The organism is Corynebacterium striatum (assembly GCF_016728105.1).
In the GTDB taxonomy this organism is placed as follows: Bacteria; Actinomycetota; Actinomycetes; order Mycobacteriales; family Mycobacteriaceae; genus Corynebacterium; species Corynebacterium striatum.
Genome location: NZ_CP068158.1, coordinates 2,610,053 through 2,625,008 on the forward strand (window position 1 = coordinate 2,610,053; position 14,956 = coordinate 2,625,008).

General features: G+C 58.2%; 14 protein-coding genes. 11 read left to right on the forward strand and 3 right to left on the reverse strand.

Annotated elements, in window-relative coordinates:
* The first annotated feature begins 51 nt into the window (after positions 1–51).
* The 5 genes from rpsB to I6I72_RS12205 all read left to right on the forward strand — a co-directional run bounded on the left by rpsB (position 52) and on the right by I6I72_RS12205 (position 4,329).
* Positions 52–858: a 30S ribosomal protein S2 gene (rpsB, locus tag I6I72_RS12185; RefSeq protein ID WP_049063486.1), complete on the forward strand. Its 807-nt coding sequence runs from the start codon at positions 52–54 to the stop codon at positions 856–858.
* 152 nt (positions 859–1,010) lie between these two features.
* A complete protein-coding gene (gene tsf, locus I6I72_RS12190) occupies positions 1,011–1,823 on the forward strand; it encodes a translation elongation factor Ts (protein WP_201807053.1) in 813 nt (270 codons plus the stop codon).
* 140 nt (positions 1,824–1,963) lie between these two features.
* Positions 1,964–2,704 (forward strand): UMP kinase, encoded by a 741-nt coding sequence (gene pyrH, locus I6I72_RS12195; protein WP_049063482.1) that lies wholly within the window; start codon positions 1,964–1,966, stop codon positions 2,702–2,704.
* A gap of 102 nt (positions 2,705–2,806) precedes the next feature.
* Complete coding sequence (frr, locus tag I6I72_RS12200) at positions 2,807–3,364, forward strand: ribosome recycling factor (protein WP_005528913.1); 558 nt, start codon at positions 2,807–2,809, stop codon at positions 3,362–3,364.
* An 83-nt stretch (positions 3,365–3,447) separates the two neighbouring features.
* A complete protein-coding gene (locus I6I72_RS12205) occupies positions 3,448–4,329 on the forward strand; it encodes a phosphatidate cytidylyltransferase (RefSeq protein WP_172453512.1) in 882 nt (293 codons plus the stop codon).
* Positions 4,330–4,408: 79 nt separating this feature from the next.
* Here the strand turns inward: I6I72_RS12205 and I6I72_RS12210 are convergent, their stop codons facing one another.
* A complete protein-coding gene (locus I6I72_RS12210) occupies positions 4,409–4,792 on the reverse strand; it encodes a LapA family protein (RefSeq protein ID WP_005528917.1) in 384 nt (127 codons plus the stop codon).
* A gap of 94 nt (positions 4,793–4,886) precedes the next feature.
* Between I6I72_RS12210 and rlmN the strand changes: the two genes are divergently transcribed.
* Entirely contained in the window at positions 4,887–5,993 is a 1,107-nt protein-coding gene (gene rlmN, locus I6I72_RS12215) for a 23S rRNA (adenine(2503)-C(2))-methyltransferase RlmN (protein WP_034656963.1), read from the forward strand.
* Positions 5,994–6,104: 111 nt separating this feature from the next.
* On the opposite strand, the gene I6I72_RS12220 is transcribed toward rlmN, so the two are convergent.
* The gene (locus tag I6I72_RS12220; protein WP_236592633.1) at positions 6,105–6,545 is read right to left on the reverse strand and encodes a DUF2631 domain-containing protein; all 441 of its coding nucleotides are present in this window, start codon (positions 6,543–6,545) and stop codon (positions 6,105–6,107) included.
* A 157-nt stretch (positions 6,546–6,702) separates the two neighbouring features.
* On the opposite strand from I6I72_RS12220, the gene dxr reads away from it, so the two are divergent.
* From dxr to map, 5 genes are all read left to right on the forward strand, one after another.
* Entirely contained in the window at positions 6,703–7,869 is a 1,167-nt protein-coding gene (gene dxr / locus I6I72_RS12225; RefSeq protein ID WP_201807059.1) for a 1-deoxy-D-xylulose-5-phosphate reductoisomerase, read from the forward strand.
* Positions 7,870–7,884: 15 nt separating this feature from the next.
* On the forward strand, positions 7,885–9,093 hold the full coding sequence (locus I6I72_RS12230) for a M50 family metallopeptidase (RefSeq protein WP_201807063.1): 1,209 nt from the start codon (positions 7,885–7,887) through the stop codon (positions 9,091–9,093).
* A gap of 87 nt (positions 9,094–9,180) precedes the next feature.
* A complete protein-coding gene (ispG, locus tag I6I72_RS12235; RefSeq protein WP_034656826.1) occupies positions 9,181–10,344 on the forward strand; it encodes a flavodoxin-dependent (E)-4-hydroxy-3-methylbut-2-enyl-diphosphate synthase in 1,164 nt (387 codons plus the stop codon).
* 90 nt (positions 10,345–10,434) lie between these two features.
* The gene (locus I6I72_RS12240) at positions 10,435–12,285 is read left to right on the forward strand and encodes a penicillin-binding transpeptidase domain-containing protein (protein ID WP_201807066.1); all 1,851 of its coding nucleotides are present in this window, start codon (positions 10,435–10,437) and stop codon (positions 12,283–12,285) included.
* A 59-nt stretch (positions 12,286–12,344) separates the two neighbouring features.
* Positions 12,345–13,214, forward strand: coding sequence for a type I methionyl aminopeptidase (gene map / locus I6I72_RS12245; protein ID WP_005528933.1), 870 nt, complete (start codon positions 12,345–12,347; stop codon positions 13,212–13,214).
* A 299-nt stretch (positions 13,215–13,513) separates the two neighbouring features.
* On the opposite strand, the gene mtr is transcribed toward map, so the two are convergent.
* On the reverse strand, positions 13,514–14,905 hold the full coding sequence (gene mtr / locus I6I72_RS12250) for a mycothione reductase (protein WP_201807068.1): 1,392 nt from the start codon (positions 14,903–14,905) through the stop codon (positions 13,514–13,516).
* Positions 14,906–14,956: the final 51 nt, after the last annotated feature.

Below are 14,956 nucleotides of genomic sequence, written 5' to 3' on the forward strand. Positions count from 1 at the left end.
CCGCACATTTTTCATGCAAAACCTAAATCAGCTATAGAAAGCGAGCGAATCATGGCAGTTGTAACCATGCGCGAGCTCCTCGACGCTGGTGTGCACTTCGGCCACCAGACCCGTCGTTGGAACCCGAAGATGAAGCGTTTCATCTTCACCGACCGTAACGGCATCTACATCATCGACCTGCAGCAGACCCTGACCTACATCGATGAGGCTTTCGAGTTCGTCAAGGAGACCGTTGCACACGGCGGCAGCATCCTCTTCGTCGGCACCAAGAAGCAGGCTCAGGAAGCAGTTGCTGAGGAAGCAACTCGCGTTGGAATGCCTTACGTCAACCACCGTTGGCTGGGCGGCATGCTCACCAACTTCCAGACCGTTTCCAAGCGTCTGAAGCGCATGAAGGAGCTTCAGGCAATGGACGCAGCTGAGGACGGCTACAAGGGCCGCACCAAGAAGGAAATCCTCATGCTCACCCGCGAGCGCATCAAGCTCGAGCGCGTCCTCGGCGGCATCTCTGAGATGTCCAAGGCTCCGTCCGCACTGTGGATCGTTGACACCAACAAGGAGCACATCGCAGTCAAGGAAGCTCACAAGCTGAACATCCCGGTTGTCGCAATCCTCGACACCAACTGCGATCCGGATGAGGTCGACTTCCCGATCCCGGGCAACGACGACGCAATCCGTGCTACCAAGCTGCTCTCCGGCATCATTGCCACCGCAGTTGAGGAAGGTAAGAAGGCTCGCGAGGAGCGTCAGCTGGCTGCAGCTAAGGAAGCTGCCGGCGACTCCGCTGAGAAGGATGCACGCGATGCAGCTGAGGCTGCTGCTGCTTCCGACCCAGCATCTGCTGAGTCCGCAGAGTAAAAATTCTAGAGTCCGCCCCCGCTACCGTTGGATCACGGCCGCGGGGGTTTACTCTTCTGCACAAACTCACCCCCAAGGGCGGCGCAAAATTACTGCGTCGAGTACTCTGTTCCATCGAATACTGTTTGAAACCAAGGAGGATCGCCCCAACTATGGCGAACTACACTGCTGCAGACGTTAAGGCACTGCGCGAGGCAACCGGCTCCGGCATGCTTGATTGCAAGAAGGCACTCGACGAGTCCAACGGTGACTACGGCAAGGCCGTAGAGTTCCTGCGCATCAAGGGCGCAAAGAACGTTTCCAAGCGCGCTGAGCGCGAGGCTACCGAGGGCCTGGTTGCTGTTTCCGGCAACACCATGGTCGAAATCAACTGCGAGACCGACTTCGTTGCAAAGAACGAGGCATTCAAGGCTTTCGCTACCAAGATCGCTGAGGCTGCTGGCGAGGCTAAGATCAACTCCGGTGAGGAGCTGAACAACCTCGAGATCGACGGCAAGAAGGTCTCCGAGATCGTCGACGAAGAGTCCGCAAAGACCGGCGAGAAGCTGCAGGCACGCCGTGCAGTCACCCTCGAGGGCGACAACGTCGCTGTCTACCTGCACCAGCGTTCCGCTGACCTGCCGCCGGCAGTTGGCGTTCTCGTTTCCTACGAGGGTGATGCAGAGGGCGCACACGCTGTTGCTCTGCAGATCGCAGCTATGAACGCTGAGTACCTCACCCGCGAGGACGTTCCTGCTGAGGTCGTTGAGAAGGAGCGCGAGATCGCTGAAGCTACCACCCGCGAGGAGGGCAAGCCGGAGGCTGCTCTGCCGAAGATCGTCGAAGGTCGCCTGAACGGCTTCTTCAAGTCCGTCGTTCTTCTCGAGCAGGCTGCTCTGTCTGACTCCAAGAAGACCGTTGAGCAGGTTGCCAAGGAAGCTGGCACCACCATCAAGGGCTTCGTCCGTTATGAGGTTGGCGCCTAAGCTTTAATCGGCTTTCACGCTTGAGCCCTGCTGCACTTGTTTGCAGCAGGGCTTTTTGCTTGCTTGAGCAAGGAATATGAGCCAGCGAACATGTGTGGGTAAGATGGAACGGACTTAAAAACAGCCGCATTAAGGAGACGATGAAGGCCGTGACTAACCCTGACACCAAGCGAACCGGATACAAGCGTGTGATGCTGAAGCTGGGCGGTGAAATGTTCGGAGGTGGCAAGGTCGGTATCGACCCTGACGTCGTGGAAAACGTTGCTCAGCAGATCGCAGACATTGCCAAGCAGGGCACTGAGGTTGCCGTGGTTATCGGTGGCGGAAACTTCTTCCGTGGTGCAGAACTGTCCCAGCGTGGCATGGACCGCGCACGTTCGGACTACATGGGCATGCTTGGCACGGTTATGAACTCCCTTGCGCTACAGGACTTCCTCAAGCAGCAGGGCGTCGACTGCCGCGTCCAGACCTCCATCAACATGGCGCAAATTGCGGAGCCGTACCTGCCGCTGCGTGCAGACCGCCACCTGGAGAAGGGCCGCGTGGTCATCTTTGGCGCAGGCATGGGTATGCCTTACTTCTCCACGGACACCACGGCGGCACAGCGTGCCCTCGAGATCGGGGCAGAGGTGCTCTTCCTTGCCAAGGCTGTCGACGGCGTCTACTCCGACGACCCACGCACCAACCCAGATGCGGAGCTTTACTCCGAGATCACCCCACGAGAGGTTATCGAAAAGGGCCTTAAGGTCGCAGACGCTACCGCGTTCAGCCTGTGCATGGACAACGATATGCCGATTTTGGTGTTCAACCTTCTGACCGAAGGTAATATCAAGCGCGCCGTCAACGGTGAGCAGATCGGCACCCTCGTAAAATCGCAATAGGAATTCCAATAGGAATTAAGGTCACGTCCTCCCACGGAGGGCGCCTTTACCTGCTAGATTCTTTTCCAGTTACTTTATATTCGAAAAGGGAGTTATAGCCCAATGATCGACGAGATCCAGCTCGAAGCAGAAGAGCACATGACCGCTTCGGTGGAGCACACCCGCGAGCAGCTGATCACCATCCGTACCGGTCGCGCAAACCCGGCAATGTTCAATGGCCTTGTTGCCGAGTACTACGGTGCGCCAACCCCGATTACGCAGATGGCAACCATCTCGGTTCCAGAACCACGCATGATGCTCATCAAGCCTTACGAGCAGTCCATGATCCACGAGATCGAGAACGCAATCCGTAACTCGGATCTCGGCGTTAACCCGACCAACGACGGTCAGGTTTTGCGCGTCACCATTCCACAGCTGACCGAAGAGCGTCGCCGCGACCTCGTGAAGCAGGCCAAGGGTAAGGGCGAAGACGGAAAGATTGCTATCCGCAACATCCGCCGCAAGGCCATGGACCAGTTGAAGAAGCTGCAGAAGGACGGCGACGCCGGCGAGGACGAAGTCGTTGCAGCCGAAAAGGAAATGGAAAAGACCACCGCTGGTTACATCGACCAGGTGGACAAGCTCGTTGCCAACAAGGAAAACGAGCTGATGGAGGTCTAAGCACCTCGAACCTGGCCGCCGGGCGCTATCAGCTCGGCGGCGCTTTTTTGTGAGTATCCCATCTTCCTGTGGAAGGAGCGCGCGTGACTAGCGAGTCGAATCGTCGTCTGCCCAAGCCCAAGAACGGCGCCGGCCGCAACCTGCCGGCAGCAGTGGGCGTGGGAGTGGGCCTCGGTGCGCTCGTAGTCCTTGCTGTGTGGCTAGGACCCTTCGCGTGGTACCTCGTCGTGGCGGGAGCTGTGGCAGTGGCTATGTGGGAGGTCCTCACGCGCCTGCGTGAGCACTCTTTCTTCATTCCGCGCACCCTGCTTATCATCCTTGGCCAAGCCATGGTATGGATTTCGTGGCCGCTCGGCGCCCCTGGCCTCGTGGCGGTCTACGTCGTGGCTGTGTTGGTTTTGATGTTCGGGAGGCTGTTCCACAACGGACGCCATCGCCCGCCAATCAACTATCTGCGCGACATGTCCGTGGGTCTGTTCGTATTGACCTGGATTCCGCTCTTCGCCACGTTTGCGGCGATGCTGTCTCGCGTGGAGACTCCGTTTGCGTCAGGCGCGGCGTCGATTGTCGCGTTCATGCTGTGCGTGGTGGCTTCCGATACCGGCGGCTATGTGGCAGGTGTGATGTTTGGCGCGCACCCGATGGCGCCTGCAGTCAGCCCCAAGAAGTCCTGGGAGGGCTTCCTCGGCTCCGTCATCTTCGGCGTCATAACAGGCGCACTCAGCGTCAAGCTCCTTCTGCATCATGACGCCTGGGTAGGCGCAATCATGGGCTTGGGCCTTGTCTTCTGCGCAACGCTCGGCGACTTGGTGGAGTCCCAGTTCAAGCGCGAGCTTGGCATCAAAGATATGTCCCAAATTCTGCCCGGTCATGGTGGACTCATGGACCGCTTGGACGGAATGCTTCCCTCAGCCATGGTGACGTGGGTGGCTGTGAACTTCCTTGCAAACTTCCACGGTTTTTAGAATTCACTCCGAAGCCCAAAAACAAATATTCTCCCTACCGCACAAGCGAAGAAGCTTGAGGGCAGGGAGATTCGTTGTTTTAGCGGTGTTGCTTGGCTTGCTTGCGTACCTGGCGGCGCAGCTCGAACATGCGCCACATGCCGACGAGGGCCATGATGAGCGCGCCTGCAATAGCAAAGATGAGGTAGGCAATGCCGGCAGGGAATTCACCGGACCAGTTGAGGAAGTTCATCGGCACCTTCTGCTGATTCTGCAGGATAAACACAATGAGAACGATGAGCAGCAGGAATCCCACGATCAGCGCAACCCAGGTGCTGGCTGCAAAGGAGCCCTTGACCTTGGCGTCTTCACTCGAGGAATACGTAGTCTCAACCTCAGAGTGCGTTGCCGGGGCAGTCTCCGTCACGTAATCACCGGTGTGCTCGGCGGTGGGCTCATTGGCGGGAAATTCTTGATTTGTCATGTAACCATTTAATCCTGTGGGCTGTCGGTTGCGCCACTTTAGACCAGTCTCAATTGGGTAAAAGTACTGAAAACGTGGAAAAATGGGCGGAACCATGGCTGAACCTTTGAAACTTAATTTCTCCGCCCCTCGGCGCGGTTTGCCGCCGAAACATTTTGCGGATCTGACTCAGGACGAGCGCATCGCTGTGCTCGCCGAACTTGGCCTGCCCAAGTTCCGCGCCAACCAATTAGCCAAGCACTATTATGTACACCGCACCGCAGACGTCGAAGAGATGACTGACATCCCGGCGAATAAGCGTGCCGAATTGCAGGAACGGCTTTTCCCAAATCTTATGGAACCCATCCGTCAGACCTCCACTGACGACGGGGAGACTACGAAGTCGCTGTGGCGCCTGCACGACGGCACCATGCTGGAGTCGGTGCTCATGCGGTACCCGGGCCGCGCCACGCTGTGCATTTCCTCCCAGGCCGGCTGCGGTATGGCATGCCCGTTCTGTGCCACCGGCCAGGGTGGCCTTGATCGCAACCTCTCCACAGCTGAGATCGTCGAGCAGTTCCGCCTCGCAGCCAAGCTCATGGAGGACGAGGGCGGCCGCTTGACCAACGTCGTATTCATGGGCATGGGTGAGCCGCTGGCTAACTACAAGCGCGTTGTGCACGCAGTGCGCCAGATTACCGGCCAGGACCTGGAAGGCTTCGGCCTTTCCCAGCGTAACGTCACTGTGTCTACCGTTGGCTTGGCCCCAGCAATTCGCAAGCTTGCCGACGAAGACCTGTCCTGCACCCTGGCAGTATCGCTGCACACCCCGGACGACGAACTCCGTGACTCGCTCGTACCAGTCAACAACCGCTGGCCGGTGGAGGAGGTGCTGGATGCTGCCCGCTACTACGCCGACAAGTCCGGCCGCCGCGTCTCCATTGAGTACGCGCTTATCCGTGACAAGAACGATCAGGACTTCCGCGCAGACATGCTCGGCCAGAAGCTGCACCGCGCGCTTGGCTCCAAGGTCCACGTGAATGTCATTCCACTGAACCCGACGCCGGGTTCCGAGTGGGACGCCGCGCCAAAGGCTCGCCAGGACGAGTTCGTCCGCCGCGTCATTGCTCAAGGCGTGCCATGCACCGTTCGCGACACCAAGGGCGACGAGATCGCCGCCGCCTGTGGCCAGCTGGCTGCCGACGAACGCGAGTCTGCCTAAGCATTCAGGCACTGGCTCGCGCCTAGCCGCCCCAGCTCATGTTCCCCCGCCCCTCAAGCACAACGAAGCCCCCTCGTCCCAAAGGACAAGGGGGCTTCAGGGTCCTAAGACTTAGCGAACAGCCTTACGCCCGGTGCCGCGCTCGACGCGCAGGTGGGAAACGCGGGAAGGCTCGATGTTCAGGGCACGCAGCTCGCCGTCGTTAAGCTCAGCGTAGGCGCCGGAAACCGTCTTCTGGTCGTATACCCAGTCCGGCTCGACGTGGCCAACAGGCTGGTTGCGAGCGGTAACAGTGCGAACCTGGGAGAGATTCGGGCGAAGCGCGAAGAGCACCAAGCCGAGAGCAATGACGATAGCCAGTACAGCGAGCCACACGGTCTCAACGTGGCCCTTGTGGTTACCGAAGTTGTAAGCAACCAGGAAGATCACGGAAATCCAGCCGGCGATCTGAACTCCAGAGCGGCTGATGCGGGACCAACCAAAACCTGCGGACGGGACGTCCTCAGTGGAAACGCCGTCGAAAACCTGCGGTGCCGGCTTGTGGGAAGACACTTGCTCTCCTTTGCGTGTACATGGCGCACTCTGCGCGCGCGCATGAAATGCCATTTATTCTGTGTAGTAGTTTAAATCATCCTCGCCGCGTTAGCGAAGAAACACCCCCGGCAATTTCGTTCACGCAATTACTGACCCACCCGCTAGGGTTGGAGAGGTGAGTACACAGCGCATTCTTATTCTCGGATCCACGGGCTCCATCGGCACCCAGGCACTGGAAGTTATCGCCGATAACCCGGATAAATTTACCGTCGTAGGCATTGCTGCCGGCGGTTCTAATCCGCAGCTGGTCATCGAGCAAGCGCAGCGCCTCAACCTTTCGTTTGACCACGTTGCCGTGGCGAATGAGCAGGCCGCGCACCAGGTCTCGGAAGCCCTTGGCGGACAGGTTCGCTCCGGTGCAGATGCCGCAGAACAGCTTGTGCGCTCCATCGAAGCAGACAAGGTGCTCAATGCACTAGTTGGCTCGATGGGCTTGCGCTCCACGATTGCGACGCTAGAAAAGGGGGAGTACCTCGCATTAGCGAATAAGGAATCCCTCGTCGCGGGCGGTCACATCGTGACTCAGCTGGCTAAGCCGGGGCAGATTATCCCCGTCGATTCCGAGCACTCCGCCATGGCGCAATGCCTGCGCGCGGGTGAGGACGTAGAGCTCGGCAAGCTCGTCCTCACCGCATCCGGCGGTCCTTTCCGTGGCTGGTCCCGCGAAGAGATGTGGGACGTTACTCCGCAGCAGGCCGCGCAGCACCCCACCTGGTCTATGGGGCAGATGAACACGCTTAACTCCGCCACCCTCATTAATAAGGGCCTAGAACTCATCGAGGCGACGCTGCTCTTCGATATCGAGCCCGAGCGCATCGACGTCACAGTACATCCGCAGTCCATCGTTCACTCGATGGCCACCTTCACCGATGGTTGCACGATTGCGCAGGCATCGCCGCCCTCGATGAAGCTGCCGATTTCGTTGGCGCTGGATTGGCCACATCGCGTCCCCGGTGCGCAGCCATCACTGGACTTCTCCCAGGCTCATGACTGGCGCTTTGAGCCGCTTGACGACGTCGCCTTCCCCGCCGTCCAGCTCGCCCGTGAGGCCGCAGCTTCCGGCGGCACGCACCCAGCCGTGTACAACGCCGCCAATGAGGAGGCTGCCGCAGCCTTCTTGTCTGGCCGCATTCATTTCCCAGAAATCGTTGATGTGGTTGGGCAGGTGTTAGGGGAAGCCTCCCAGTTTGCTCGTGTACCCTCAAGCGTCGATGAAGTAATCGCCGTCGAAGGCGAGGCCCGCCGGCGCGCAAATGTGCTGGTGGATTCTTTGGCTCAATAGAAAGCTTTCACCACCATGGCAAATATCCTGGGCATTTTCCTGTTCGCCCTAGGAATCGGCATTACCGTTGCCTTACACGAGGCGGGACACATGTTTAGTGCCCGTGCTTTTGGCATGCGCGTGCGCCGTTTCTACATTGGTTTTGGCCCTAAGATTGCGGCGTTTACCCGCGGTCACACCGAGTATGGTCTGGCCGCGTTTCCCGTGGGTGGATTCTGCGACATCGCTGGAATGACTGCTCAGGATGATTTCCTCACCGAGGAAGAAGAGCCTTATGCGATGTATAAGAAGCCTGCGTGGCAGCGCGTCATCGTGATGGTCGGCGGCATCGCCGTGAACCTTCTTCTGGGCTTTATCATCTTGCTGCTCATTGCCATGACTACCGGCCTTCCTAACCCAGACGCTGACGTGCGCCCGCGCGTGGGCGAAGTTGTGTGCTCCGCTGACCAGAACCTGCAGGGTGAGCTCGAGAAGTGCCAAGGTAAGGGGCCAGCTGGTGAAGCGGGCGTGGAAGTGGGTGACATTGTTCTCGCGATCGATGGCAAGCCACTGGAGAACTTCACCCAGCTGCGCGAGGAAGTCATGGCGCGGCCAGGGGAGACGGTCCAGTTGCGCGTCGAGCGCGATGGTGCTGTGCAGAACTTCGACGTCACACTCGACAAGGTCAAGCGCCTCAACGGTGAGGGCAAGCTTGTCGACGCTGGATCCATCGGCCTGAGCAACCAAGTCATCGATATCGTCGAGAAGCACGACTTCATCGGCGCTTTCCCCGCAACAGCGCGCTACACCACGTACGTTCTGGACGCCACTGTTGGCGGCATCATTCAATTCCCAGCGAAAATTCCTGGGGTGGTGGCGTCCATCTTTGGCCACGAGCGTGACGTCAATGGTCCGATGTCTGTGGTCGGCGCTTCCCGCGTGGGCGGTGAGCTCGTCGCGCGTAGTTTGTGGTCGACCTTCTTCATGATGCTGGCGACGCTGAATTTCTTCCTCGCTTTGTTCAACCTCATCCCGCTGCCTCCTTTTGATGGCGGTCACATTGCGGTGATTTTCTACGAGAAAATCCGAGATGGTATCCGCAGGCTTTTGGGCAAGGAGCCTAAGGGACCGGCCGATTACACTGCGCTAATGCCGGTAACTTATGTCATCGCGGCCCTCTTGATGACTGTTGGTGCGCTCATCATCGTGGCCGACGTGGTCAACCCGATTCGCCTCTTCGGCTAGGAGCCAGGGCAGGGGAATTTTGACGCTCGGTGCTAGAGTGGGGACGTTAAGCCCCCATCTAATTCCATGCTTTAACAAGGAGCGCACATGTCGAACCCCATCGGTCTCGGTATCCCGGACGGCCCACCACCAACCTTGGCTCCGCGTCGCAAAACCCGTCAGCTTTTCGTGGGCCCAGTCGGTGTAGGTTCCGAACACCCGATTTCGGTGCAGTCGATGACCACCACCAAGACCCACGACATTAACGCCACCCTGCAGCAGATTGCACAGCTGACGGCCACCGGCTGCGACATCGTTCGTGTCGCTTGCCCAAAGCCTGTCGATGCCGAGGCACTTCCGGCCATCGCCAAGAAGTCTCCGATCCCGGTTATCGCTGATATCCACTTCCAGCCGAAGTACATCTTCCAGGCTATCGACGCTGGCTGCGCCGCTGTCCGCGTGAACCCAGGCAACATCAAGGAGTTCGACGGCCGCGTCAAGGAGGTTGCTAAGGCAGCCGGCGACGCTGGCATCCCGATCCGTATCGGTGTCAACGGCGGCTCCTTGGATAAGCGACTGCTGGAGAAGTATGGCAAGGCCACCCCTGAAGCTCTCGTTGAGTCCGCTATCTGGGAGGCTGGACTCTTCGAGGAGCACGGCTTCGGCGACATTGCCATCTCCGTAAAGCACTCTGACCCAGTCCTGATGGTTGAGGCTTACCGCCAACTGGCTGCAAAGACTGACTACCCGCTGCACCTCGGTGTGACCGAGGCTGGCCCTAAATTCATGGGCACCATCAAGTCCTCCGTTGCCTTCGGCGCACTTCTGGCCGAGGGCATCGGTGACACCATCCGTGTTTCCCTCTCCGCTGATCCGGTTGAGGAAATCAAGGTCGGTGACCAGATCCTGCAGTCTCTCAACTTGCGTCCGCGCAAGCTGGAGATCGTCTCCTGCCCGTCCTGTGGCCGCGCACAGGTCGACGTGTACAAGCTCGCCGAGGAAGTAACCGCAGGCCTCGAGGGCATGGAGTTCCCGCTCCGTGTCGCCGTCATGGGCTGCGTTGTTAACGGCCCAGGCGAGGCTCGCGACGCCGACCTCGGTGTTGCATCCGGTAATGGTAAGGGCCAGATCTTCGTTAAAGGCGAAGTGGTCAAGACCGTGCCCGAGTCGCAGATCGTGGAGACTCTTATCGAGGAAGCAATGCGTATCGCCGACGAGCAGGGCCTGGAAGCCGTCGAAGGCGCCAAGGCTGAGGTTCGCGTGACTCGCTAGTATCGCTGCCATAAATTCACAGCTTTGTCCGCCCTGCACTCCGGTGTGGGGCGGACTTTTTGTGTCTCTAGGCTGCTACGATGCCCAACCATGAAGAAGATGGTGGCGCTGCTGTGTGCGGCTTCGGTAGGGGCGTCGTCGCTTGTGGCGTGCACGCCCAAGCCCGTCTCGGCGGAGCCGGTTGCGGAAGAATTCATTTCAGAGATGGAGTCCCGCAACAACGAGGCATTGGCTGAACTTGTCGATGACCCCGATGCCACCACATCGACCCTCGACGCTACCTTCTCTGGTCTGCAGGCCGAAGGACTCGACATCGAGCTGGGTGAGGTAACACAGGACGAGACGCATGCCACCGCGAAGTACAAGGTGACGTGGGACCTTCCGAAGGACCGCACGCTCAGTTACGACACTGAGATGACCTTGACCAAAAAGGACAAAGACTGGCAGGTACGTTGGCAGCCGAGCTTGGTGCATCCGAACCTCGGAGCCCACCAGCACTTGGAGCTGCGCGCGATTGCGGCAAAACGTGCGAGCGTGGTGTCCTCCGATGGAGTGGAGTTGATGTCGCCCGGCTTGCAGTATCGCTTGGTGGTCAATACCACTGAGGTGGGAGACGTGCGTCCATTAGCTGCCAAGATATCCAGCGCTCTGGGCGAAGCACATACCCAGGATGACTCAGTGCCGGAGAAAGAAGCCGGCGAGTTGGCGAAAGAGCTGGAGAAAGTTGAAGGCGACTACTCCGTGGTGCTGCTCAATGAAAAGCAGGTAGAAGCAGTGCGTGCCCGCCTTGGTGAGCCGCAAGGGGTTCGCTTCAACGAAGAGCCAGCGTTGATTACACGGGAGACTGGTTTGGCGCCCGACATTTTGGCGCGTGTGCGGTCCCTGGTGTCAGATGAGATTGATGGCAAGTCCGGATGGTCTGTGTCCGTGGTTAACGAAAATGGTGCGGCGCTTAGCGACGTCGAGCTCCACGAGCCGGAGGCATCCCCTTCGATCCGCGTTAGCTTGGATTACAACGTTCAGCGCGCGGCGCAGGAGGCTGTAAACCTGCGCGCCGACTCGGAGGCGATGCTGGTTGCCATTCGCCCCTCTAACGGAGAGATTTTGGCGGTTGCGCAGACCGAGCGCGCCGATGAGAAGGGTGATATCGCGTTGCAGGGCCAGTTCCCGCCGGGCTCGGTATTCAAGATCATCACGGCTTCGGCGGCTGTGGACAAACAGGGTGCGACTGCTGACACTATTGTTCCGTGCCCAGGCACGATGAACCTTTACGGCCGAACCGTAACCAACTACAATGGCTTTTCGCTGGGATCGGTGCCGATGCGTCAGGCGTTCGCGCAGTCGTGTAACACGACCTTCGCTGAAGTTTCTACGAATCTGAAGGAAGGCGAGCTGAAGAATACGGGCAAGGAGTTTGGGCTTGGGCTCGACTACGAAATCCCTGGTTTGACCACCATTACAGGCTCCATCCCGGAGGGCAAGACTCCGTTGGACCGTACTGAGTCCGGCTATGGACAGGGCACCGACCTTGTCAGCCCCTTTGGAATGGCGCTGGTTTCGGCTACTGTCGCTGCGGGTAAGACCCCGCTTCCTACACTGATCTCAACGCATAAGACGAAGGCCTCAGAAGAGGTGCAGCCGCCTTCCCCGCATGTCCTCGACAATGTTCGAGAGATGATGCGCGCAGTTGTTACGGGCGGTACCGCAGCCGGAATGCAGGCTGGCGGCACGGTTTACGGCAAGACCGGTGAGGCGGAGATCAATGGTGGTTCGCACGCATGGTTTACCGGCTACCGTGACGACGACATCGCCTTCGCAACTCTGGTGGTATTGGGCGGAGGCTCTGAGACCTCAGTGCAAGTGACAGATAGCTTCTTGCAGAAGCTCGATAGCTATCGAGCACAGGGACATCCCGCTGCGCCTACAGGACAAGAAGGCTAGCTCACAACTGAGAGGTCTGGTTAGCGGCCACGTGGGGGAGGGGACTACCATGGTCAACCATGAGTAATCGCGCAAAACTAACCCCCCAAAAGCCCACCCCAATCCGCACCGTTCCGGACTCTATCGAGCGCCCGGAGTACGTGTGGAAGGACTCCGTCCAGGAAGCAATGGGTGAGCCTTTTGTCCAGACCCCTGAGGTCATTGAGGCCATGCGCGAGGCATCCAAGATTGCGGCTAACGCGCTGCAGGAGGCCGGTAAGGCTGTGGCACCCGGCGTGACCACAGATGAGATTGACCGCATCGCGCACGAGTACATGCTGGACCATGGTGCATACCCATCCACGCTGGGCTACATGGGTTTTCCGAAGTCCTGCTGTATTTCTTTGAATGAAATCATCTGCCACGGTATTCCGGACACCACCGTGATTGAGGACGGAGACATCGTCAACATCGACGTCACTGCGTTCAAGAATGGTGTACACGGCGATACTAATGCGACCTTCCTGGCCGGGAATGTCTCTGAGGAGCACAAGCTGCTGGTTGAGCGTACCCACGAGGCAATGATGCGCGGCATTAAGGCGGCAAAGCCAGGCCGTGAGGTTAATGTCATCGGCCGTGTTATTGAGTCTTACGCCAACCGCTTCGGCTACAACGTTGTGCGCGACTTCACCGGCCATGGTGTTGGCCCCACCTTCCACAACGGCTTGGTTGTCTTGCACTACGATTCCACGACCTACCGTGACATCCTAGAACCAGGAATGACCTTGACCATTGAGCCGATGATCAACCTGGGCTCGTTGGACTACGAGATCTGGGACAACGATTGGACCGTTCAGAACGTTGATGGCAAGTTCACGGCTCAGTTCGAGCACACCCTTGTGATAACTAACGATGGTGCCGAGATCCTAACTTTGCCGGACGAAGCCTAAGGCGACAGGCCTAAGCAAAAGAATAGGGCGCGCCTCTGTGTAAGGAGGAGCGCCCTATTACTCATTGTGGCATTGGTCGATGGGCTTACTGCCATCAATATGAAAAAGCTCTAGAAACTTCTACCGAGAACTAGGGGAGGAACCGGAGAAAGAGGACTCAGCAGAAGCCACAGCGGTACGGCCGAATGCTACGTCAATTGCAGTTGGTCGGGGATAAACCATCTCTCAAGTAGTGAAACTATTAACCGGAAAGTTTCCTGGCAAGACGAATGTGGATTTGGCCGCGGTCAATGTTTGCTTTACCAGTCCAGTCCCAAGAGAGCATTTTCAGTCACTTCAGGGAGCGCGGGGTGAATCCAGTACTGCTTACGCGTGAAATCGCGCATGTCAAGGCCGTATACCATTGCTGTGATGAGCTGCTGGATGAGCGTCGAAGCCTGCGGGCCCATGTAATGGGCTCCTAGGAGGCGTCCAGTTTTCCTGTCGGCCACCAGCTTACAAATCCCCGTGGAGTCTTCCATAGCCCAACCGTATGCAACGTCGCCGTAGTTTTGGACCTTGACAGTAACGTCGAAGCCTTGCTCGCGTGCGTCTGCTTCAGTGAGACCTACAGAGGCGATTTGCGGATGGGTGAAGACTGCGGCTGGAACGAAATCATGTGGCATCTTCTGCAGATCCTCAGGATGTAGGAGATTGTGCTGCACTGCACGGGTTTCGGCGTTGGCCACATGCTTGAGCATGTAGGGGGAGGAGACGTCGCCAAGCGCCCAAACGCCCGCGACCGAAGTACGGCCGTACTCGTCGACCTTGATACGTCCGTCTTCGCGCAGCTCAATGCCTGCCGAGTCCAAGCCTAGGAGGTCTGCATTTGGTTTGCGGCCAGTCGCCACGAGGATAGCTTCAGCCTCTACGGTAGATCCGTCGTCGAGAGACAAGGACACGCCACTGTCGTTTTGGGTCAGCTGTGTACCGTTCGCGATACGCACGTCGAAGCGTTCGCGTGCAATCTCGTTGAACCGAGAAACGATGTCCTCATCCAAATGACGAAGCAGCTTCTCCGAGCGGTTGACCACCGTAACCTTGGTGCCCAGTCCGTCAAACACGTGCGCAAACTCCATCGCAATGTAACCGCCGCCCACGATAATGAGGCTCTTTGGCTGCTTAGGCATCCGCATGATGTCTTCATTGGTGTAGTACTTAACACCGGATTCTGCATATACCTCAGGAATGGTGGGGCGGGAACCCGCGGCGATGACGATTTGATCGCCCGTGATGACGTCATCCCCAACCGCAATGGTCTTCGGGCCAACGAAAGTTGCGTGCTTGTCGAACACCGTAATGTTGGGGGTCTCGTCGCCACGGCGATAAGCCTCGCCGCCCTCCGCGATCTTGTCGATGCGATTGACAAAGACTCGCTCGATGATGGACTGCCAGTCGACGTTGTTTACCTGGGCGTCAATTCCGAGGCGCTGACCTTCCTTGGCGGCGTATGCAAGGTCTGCTGCGTAGACGTACATCTTAGTGGGGATACAGCCTACGTTAAGACACGTTCCGCCAAAGGTGCCTTCCTCAACGATGGCTATCTTTTTGTTCTCGAAATCCTCGGATGGAATCGAGTTTCCTGAACCAGTTCCGATGATGATCAGATCGAAATGTTCTGCTTGTGCGTTCTGCGGCGTTGTCGTAGACATAGTTCTCCTTATTTATAGGGGGTTGGATTAGGTGTTGTGGTGGGCGGGATA

What these genes read in the sequence shown, in the direction of transcription:
- tsf (WP_201807053.1), top strand. Translation starts at nt 1,011, where the DNA reads ATGGCGAACTACACTGCTGCAGACGTTAAGGCACTGCGCGAGGCAACC.
- mtr (WP_201807068.1), bottom strand. Translation starts at nt 14,905, where the DNA reads ATGTCTACGACAACGCCGCAGAACGCACAAGCAGAACATTTCGATCTG.
- ispG (WP_034656826.1), top strand. Translation starts at nt 9,181, where the DNA reads ATGTCGAACCCCATCGGTCTCGGTATCCCGGACGGCCCACCACCAACC.
- I6I72_RS12210 (WP_005528917.1), bottom strand. Translation starts at nt 4,792, where the DNA reads ATGACAAATCAAGAATTTCCCGCCAATGAGCCCACCGCCGAGCACACC.
- I6I72_RS12230 (WP_201807063.1), top strand. Translation starts at nt 7,885, where the DNA reads ATGGCAAATATCCTGGGCATTTTCCTGTTCGCCCTAGGAATCGGCATT.
- rpsB (WP_049063486.1), top strand. Translation starts at nt 52, where the DNA reads ATGGCAGTTGTAACCATGCGCGAGCTCCTCGACGCTGGTGTGCACTTC.
- rlmN (WP_034656963.1), top strand. Translation starts at nt 4,887, where the DNA reads ATGGCTGAACCTTTGAAACTTAATTTCTCCGCCCCTCGGCGCGGTTTG.
- I6I72_RS12240 (WP_201807066.1), top strand. Translation starts at nt 10,435, where the DNA reads ATGAAGAAGATGGTGGCGCTGCTGTGTGCGGCTTCGGTAGGGGCGTCG.
- map (WP_005528933.1), top strand. Translation starts at nt 12,345, where the DNA reads ATGAGTAATCGCGCAAAACTAACCCCCCAAAAGCCCACCCCAATCCGC.
- pyrH (WP_049063482.1), top strand. Translation starts at nt 1,964, where the DNA reads ATGAAGGCCGTGACTAACCCTGACACCAAGCGAACCGGATACAAGCGT.
- frr (WP_005528913.1), top strand. Translation starts at nt 2,807, where the DNA reads ATGATCGACGAGATCCAGCTCGAAGCAGAAGAGCACATGACCGCTTCG.